The sequence below is a fragment of the Psychromonas antarctica genome (genome assembly GCF_022267535.1).
Classification (GTDB): Bacteria; Pseudomonadota; Gammaproteobacteria; order Enterobacterales; family Psychromonadaceae; genus Psychromonas; species Psychromonas antarctica.
Window position 1 is genome coordinate 1 of sequence record NZ_JAHNZV010000131.1, and the last position, 6,739, is coordinate 6,739.

The following is a 6,739-nucleotide window of genomic DNA, read 5'->3' on the forward strand; positions in this document are numbered from 1 at the left end:
TAACTGAATGAGGTGACAAGATAATCAATGTACAGCTCAAATATTTGTTTATTTTTATTCATGGCTCTACTTTAGCGGTTTTCGAAATGAAAGTTTAGTGATAATGCGTAACATCAGTTATTAAAAGGCTTGAACGTGTTTCTGTTTCAGATGTTATTAACCAAGGTGGAACTTTCTTAGGTTCAGCACGTTTCCCTGATTTTAAAGAACCAAGAGTACGTAAAGAAGCTGTTGAAAATCTTAAAGAACATGGGATCGATGCATTAGTCGTTATTGGTGGTGATGGTTCATACATGGGAGCTAAAAAACTGACAGAAATGGGATTCCCGTGTATCGGCATTCCTGGCACCATCGATAATGATATTCCCGGTACTACCTATACCATCGGCTATGATACGGCGTTAAATACTGTTGTTGATGCAATTGATCGCTTACGTGATACATCGGCATCACATAAGCGAATCTCAATTGTTGAAATAATGGGCCGTTTTTGTGGTGATTTAACTTTGCGTGCAGCAGTAGCTGGGGGTATTGAATTTGTCGTGGTCCCTGAAAAAGATTATATCGAAGCTGAATTAATCGCACAAATCAAAGCGGGTATTGCTAAAGGTAAAAAGCACATGCTTGTCGCTGTATGTGAACACGTAACAAATATTCAGAAACTTGCTAAAGATATTGAGTCTCAAACCGGTCGTGAAACACGGGCAACAATCTTAGGCCATATACAGCGAGGTGGTAAACCAACTGCACGTGATCGAATTATTGCCAGTCGTATGGGTTCTTATGCCGTTAAGGGGCTATTAGAAGGTCATGGTGGGTGCTGTGTTGGTATGCTAAATTCAAAAATGGTGCTTCATGATATTATTGATTGTATCGATAATATGAAACGACCCTTCAATCAGGAGTTATTTAATCTTTCTGAGTCATTATTCTAACGCACAATAGTACCCAATCTACCGCAACTGCAGGTTGCTGCATTTTTGAAGTCGCTTGGGTACATCTATAAGAAAAGTGCTTATGTACATTTGTTCTATTTTTGAAAAGAGCAGGACAGGCAAACATTTTTGTTATCGTGGTTTATTTAATGGTTAGCTTGTCCCGTCTTCAACTTCTTATTTCAAGCTTAGAATTACTTAACCGCAAAACCTCTTTTATTTAGAAACTCTTTCATGTGAGGCCTAAGAGGCACACTTACCATCTTCGATATTTGCCGTGTCCACGTATCGTCTCTAGATCCATTTGAGCGGCTTTTATAATACTCATTACAAATGTCATTGTATCTTTCCAAATCAGATTCACTTTCTTGGTAATACTCTTCTTTAAGCACCACGTTCACCGGAAGTCTGGGTTTTTGTTCTGGTTTTTCATCTGGATATCCAATGCACATACCGAAAATGGGGAATACATGCTCTGGAATATTTAAAAGCTCACAGACTTTTTCTGGTTCATTGCGTATACCGCCAATAAAAACCCCTCCAAGACCTAACGATTCTGCTGCAATCATTGCATTTTGAGCCGCAAGCGAAACATCAACAGTCGCGATCAGAAATTGCTCTGTAAAGCCTGACGCCATTTCTTTATTTTCGAAAAAGCAAGCATTTTCCGCTCTTTTTAAATCAGCACAGAACACCAAAAATACAGGACATTGTTCAACCCAAGTTTGCGAGCCTGCAAGTTTAGCAAGCTGTTTTCGGTTGCCCTTATCCAGAACACGAATCACACTATACGCTTGAATCATATTGGATGTTGCCGCTGAACCGGCAGCCTCAATAATGGCATGTACCTTTTCATTGCTGATAGGCTCTGGTGTAAATTTGCGAATAGAACGATGGTTTTTTAGAAGATCAATGATCTGATTCATATTCTTATTTTCCTTATGATTTTATATTTTACAAAAATATAAAATACCAATTTATATTAATAGCTCGAAGCTGTTGAATTTAAATTACTCCGCTTGAAGTTAAGTGAATACTGTAGTTGAGATTCAATAAATATTTTATTTTAGAATCATTAGAGATGATCCTGTAAGCAGAGTAAAAGTTTTCTAATTACTTGAAGGGAAACCGAAAAAACAAGGAAATAGATATATTACCTTTACATGAGGTAATAATATACGCCGAATTAACTCGATAACAACCGTGCTAATATCTTTATTTTAATAAGCTTTTACCGATATTTTATTCGGATCTGTTGATTTTTTGTGTTCGATGAAGGCGACATGGGTAGGTGGTTTATTCATAAGTCAAAAAGATCGTTTTACCGATTTTTATCTATGTAAGTTTCCGATTTCAAGCTGCTGGTGTCATTTTTTCTGTTGCTATTTCGCCCTTGCAAGCGTTTGGCATCACTTTCGTGCTAATGACTTATAAACGATGCCGATTGAATGTGATTGCCTGCTAATTAGACTGTCGCCATGGCAATATTTTTAATTCAGTCATTATCTCATTTTTTATTGCTTTTAGTGTGGTTCGGTTGATCTATACTATATTATTGAATTCTTTAAGCAGAGCTCATTGTTATACAGTTTTTTTAAATTTATGTTCACTGCCAGCATATCTTGTTAGTGTTGGGTGTTGTAGTTATCTTTTGAGTGCTCAACCTTATGTTCGTTGCGCATTGTGGGAGATAGTAAACACAATGGCCTAGGTAGGAGTAAACGTTGTGTTTTGCTTTTTATTCGGCGTTCACTAAACAATATATTACGGCTGTGATCCTAATACGTCATAAGTTGTTATAAAAAGTTAGAAACCACTGATATATCAAAATTAACAAAGAGTTAAGCATAGATAAAAATGCTGACAACAATCGTATGAAACAGAGCTAAATAAATATATGTTAAAAAAAATCAAAATAACAGAGCTTAGAAAAGGGATGTATATTCATGATCTTAAATGTGGTTGGTTGAACCATCCTTTTACATTAAATCGATTTAAATTAGAAAAAGATTCTGATATTCGTAAAATTATTGCTGCGGGTGTTAAAAGTCTTGAGATCGATATAAGCAAAGGATTGGATGTTTTTGTGGAAAAACGTAAGCCACAAAACACTAAATTACGCCAAGCTGTTGATCAGCGAGCTGAAAATAAGCCCTCTAATATAACTGCCTTTGAGGAGTTGGGAAAAGCAAAAGTTGCATTCGCGCAAGCGGGGGAATTCATCACTAATACGATGGCCAACGTAAAAATGGGCCAACATATTGAGCTTGAACAGGTAAACCCTGTTATCAATAAACTTAGCCAATCAATTCTACGCAACCCAAATGCACTCTTGGGGTTGTCACGCATTCGTAACATGGATGTTTATACTTTTGAACATTCAGTGAGTTTCTCTGTTTTAATGATGGCTTTTGCAAAAAGCATGGGACTTTCGGAGAAGATTATTTGTGAGGTGGGTATAGGTGGCTTATTACATGATATCGGCAAAACATTAACGCCCGAAAAAATATTAAATAAACCAGGTAAACTCACGGACGAAGAGTTTGTGATTATGAAAGAGCATGTTGTGCATAGCCGTAAAATTTTAGAAAAAACTAAAGGCTTATCTCAAGTTTCGATGGATATTGCAGCACAGCATCACGAAAAATTTGATGGTAATGGCTACCCACTTGGTTTAAAAGGGGATCAAATAAGCCATTACGGACAAATGTCTGCGATTGTTGATGTATATGATGCATTAACTGCAGACCGTTGTTACCACACAGGGAAAGAACCGTCAGAGGTATTAAAGTTACTTGTTAAATGGAGTGGCACACATTTTAATCCAAGTTTAGTGAGAGAGTTTATCCAATCTGTTGGAATCTACCCTGCTGGAAGTTTGGTGATGTTAAGCAATAATCATTTAGCAAAAGTAATTGATATTAATCAAAATATGTTAAAGCCAGTTGTTGAAGTATTTCTAAATGCAAAAACACGTAGTTATGTTCCGAGAAAAACAATTGATCTCTCCGAGTCTGAAAAAATCACAATATTAAAAGTCGAATCATATGAAAAATGGAATTTAACGTAAAAGGCTTGGTTGATAGTCGGTGCTGTATTTAGCGTCACACTCTTTATACACAATTCTCTGCTGTTCCTCTGTAGAAGTCTTACATAGCTCGGCAATTTAGGAATACGATGGACTCTCCCATTAGTAAGTTCTGGTCTTTAATTTCGAATTTCAATTGAGCAAGGCGGGTACAAAGATTTTCGTGTGTTTTGGGGCAGAACAAGCGCTTTTTCTAATTGCTGTTTTTACAGGGATGCAATGTCTGCAGTAATACGTTAAAAGCGGCCGGGTATTTCAAGACTAAAAAGTGGCTCGGGGTAGTCTTTCTTTTGATTTATTTTATTTAGCGGCACAAAGAAAAGTAACCTACCGTCAGGACGGAATACCAACAATGAAATTTACACCATCAGCTTATAAGTGAAAGACAGAATAAACTAGCTAAGTATATTCTCCATTTCCATGCGCAGAGTGAGGAAGCTGCACTACTAAATCATCCGCATGCAAGCGAAAGCTTACACTCAAGCCAATACGGCTAAGATCTACAAGCCTTTTTTTCACCCACTTCAGTTTGCACTCCGTTCTATCAATAATCATTTCACACACCAAAAAAGGCAAATAATAATATTAAATATAAAACAAATATAAATTTATAGTTGTTTTTCCAAATCGTTAACAGTAAAATATTAACTTAATAAAGTTAAGCGTTATTAGCAATCATAAATAATGCTTTTTAACCTTATGGATTAATATGAAGTTTAAACTGCTAAATTTTAAAGCAGCATCTGTATTTATGGTGGTGCTAGGTTCATTTCTTCTTTTTTTATCTTCAACACAGGCTGCCGCTGATATGTTTGCTTTTTTAAAAAAATACGACGTGCATTTATGTCCCGAAGTACATGGGCGAATCACTTTAGAGGGAAAGCCTCTTCCTAATATCGAAATTCTTCGAGGTTTAACCTATGGAGATGATGATGAACTTATTGATAAAGTAATGACAGATGAGCAAGGCGTATTTTCTTTTTCTGAAAAAAATATTCGTTCAAGAAGGCCTGGATCGATGCTTGATGAATCTAGCACCAGGCAAGTGATAAATATTAATTATAATAATAAAGATTATTTACTGTGGTACACCAGAGAGAGAGGAATTAATTACAATAAAGTGATTGCAGATAGATTACAAAAATTAAATTGTGATTTAACCAACTCCGAAGAAGAATTTGAATTGTCTAATCTCGAAGATTCTAGATTGGAATACATTGTTCATAGCATTTGCCGTTGGTAGAAAAATTAAATATATTTTATAAAAAGGACTTGTTATGTCAAGGTTAACTCCGCGTATTGCGTCTCAAATTGCTATTTCTGTTTACGATATTCAAAAACCATCTAGTCTCGGCGGTTATCGTATAGATGCAAAAGAAGCAAAAGGGCTTTCTGATTATTTCACTTTTGATCTATCCAATGGTCCCATAAAAGGCGTTTCTGGTGGTTTTTTCTCACATCTGCTTAATCGTACTACAGGTTTTGCATTAGTGGGACAAGGCAAAGGAGTTTATAAAGGGGATTATGTTATTGCACTACGCGGCACAGACTCTCTTAAAGATGCGATTACTGATTTGCATTGTGGAGTCAGTGGATCGGCAACCGGTGCGACGGTACATGCTGGTTTTAATAAAACTTTTTATTCTATGAAACCCGCATTTCAAGACTATTTTAGCGCTCAATTAACTCAATCATCAGGCGGCACGTTGCATTGTGTCGGCCATAGTCTAGGTGGCGCGCTCGCTGGGTTGACAGCAGACTGGCTAAAAAGTACTTATTCACTTCCCGTTAATCTTTACACTTTTGGCTCTCCTCGTATTGGATTGCAAGGTTTTGCGCAGAAAACCACGGTGCGATTAGATAATATATTTCGTTGTTCGCATGGCGCAGATCCTGTTCCTAAAGTGCCTTTATGGCCTTTTACCCATGCGCCGAGTAATGGCTCTGAATATCGCTTAGATAACAGCCAAGGATTTAGTCCAAATGCCCATCGAATGGCGAGTAATGGTAATCCGGGCTATATCAATACGGCTAAGAGTAATGATTGGGCAAGTTTGCAAATTAAATCTAATCATTTTTTAAATACACCAGTCCGTTTGAAATATGAAGATCGTCACCATGTATCATACGGCGGATACTGGGCGGATAAGATTACTAGCGCTTTAATTACATTATTAAAGGATGCAGGTTATTACAGCAGTGTATTAGCACAAGCGGGGGTTGGTTCATCAATAACATTTTATGATTTGGTTGCGCGGACATTAAGTGATGTAGTAAAAGCGTCGGCAAGTTTAGCTGCACAAACCACTGGTTTATTAGGACATATGTTAGTTTTTGCTGGGCAAGCCTTGGTAAAAATCACAGAGCTGACTTTTGAGTTTATTAAGTGGGTGTTTGATAAAACCATTAACGTTTTGCACCGCTCAGTAAGGGCTGCGCTTGACACTATTAATTAATAAAGTGAAATAGAAGAAAAGTTGAGGGGCACGCAATTTTTTCTTTTTGTGGGCTAAAGCCCACGCCCCTTTTTATAATTGAATCAAGCGAAAGTTCACGTCAAACTAGTGCGTCTATGCGTGCCAATAATACAATCTAAAGTAATTTATATTGCCCATTGTCAATACCATCAATCGTCCAACTACCAATCCGATAACGGATTAAACGCAGTGTCGGAAAACCAATATTCGCCGTCATACGTCGTACTTGACGATTACGG

At 37.0% G+C, this 6,739-nt stretch carries 4 protein-coding genes and 2 pseudogenes; 4 read left to right on the top strand and 2 right to left on the bottom strand.

Annotated elements, in window-relative coordinates; genetic code table 11:
• Positions 1-119: 119 nt before the first annotated feature.
• Positions 120-935: pseudogene (locus KSO91_RS15345) on the top strand (ATP-dependent 6-phosphofructokinase); the annotation flags it as partial.
• 194 nt (positions 936-1,129) lie between these two features.
• On the opposite strand, the gene nfsA reads toward KSO91_RS15345, so the two are convergent.
• Positions 1,130-1,861: an oxygen-insensitive NADPH nitroreductase gene (gene nfsA / locus KSO91_RS15350; protein WP_238743908.1), complete on the bottom strand. Its 732-nt coding sequence runs from the start codon at positions 1,859-1,861 to the stop codon at positions 1,130-1,132.
• Positions 1,862-2,832: 971 nt separating this feature from the next.
• Here nfsA and KSO91_RS15355 point away from each other — a divergent pair.
• The 3 genes from KSO91_RS15355 to KSO91_RS15365 all read left to right on the top strand — a co-directional run bounded on the left by KSO91_RS15355 (position 2,833) and on the right by KSO91_RS15365 (position 6,479).
• Positions 2,833-4,005, top strand: coding sequence for a cyclic di-GMP phosphodiesterase (locus tag KSO91_RS15355; protein WP_238743909.1), 1,173 nt, complete (start codon positions 2,833-2,835; stop codon positions 4,003-4,005).
• A gap of 727 nt (positions 4,006-4,732) precedes the next feature.
• Positions 4,733-5,266 carry a DUF4198 domain-containing protein gene (locus KSO91_RS15360; RefSeq protein WP_238743910.1) on the top strand — a complete coding sequence of 178 codons (534 nt, stop codon included), beginning with the start codon at positions 4,733-4,735 and terminating at the stop codon, positions 5,264-5,266.
• Positions 5,267-5,300: 34 nt separating this feature from the next.
• The gene (locus KSO91_RS15365) at positions 5,301-6,479 is read left to right on the top strand and encodes a lipase family protein (protein WP_238743911.1); all 1,179 of its coding nucleotides are present in this window, start codon (positions 5,301-5,303) and stop codon (positions 6,477-6,479) included.
• A 136-nt stretch (positions 6,480-6,615) separates the two neighbouring features.
• On the opposite strand, the pseudogene KSO91_RS15370 reads toward KSO91_RS15365, so the two are convergent.
• Positions 6,616-6,739, bottom strand: a pseudogene (locus KSO91_RS15370) (pseudouridine synthase); the annotation flags it as partial.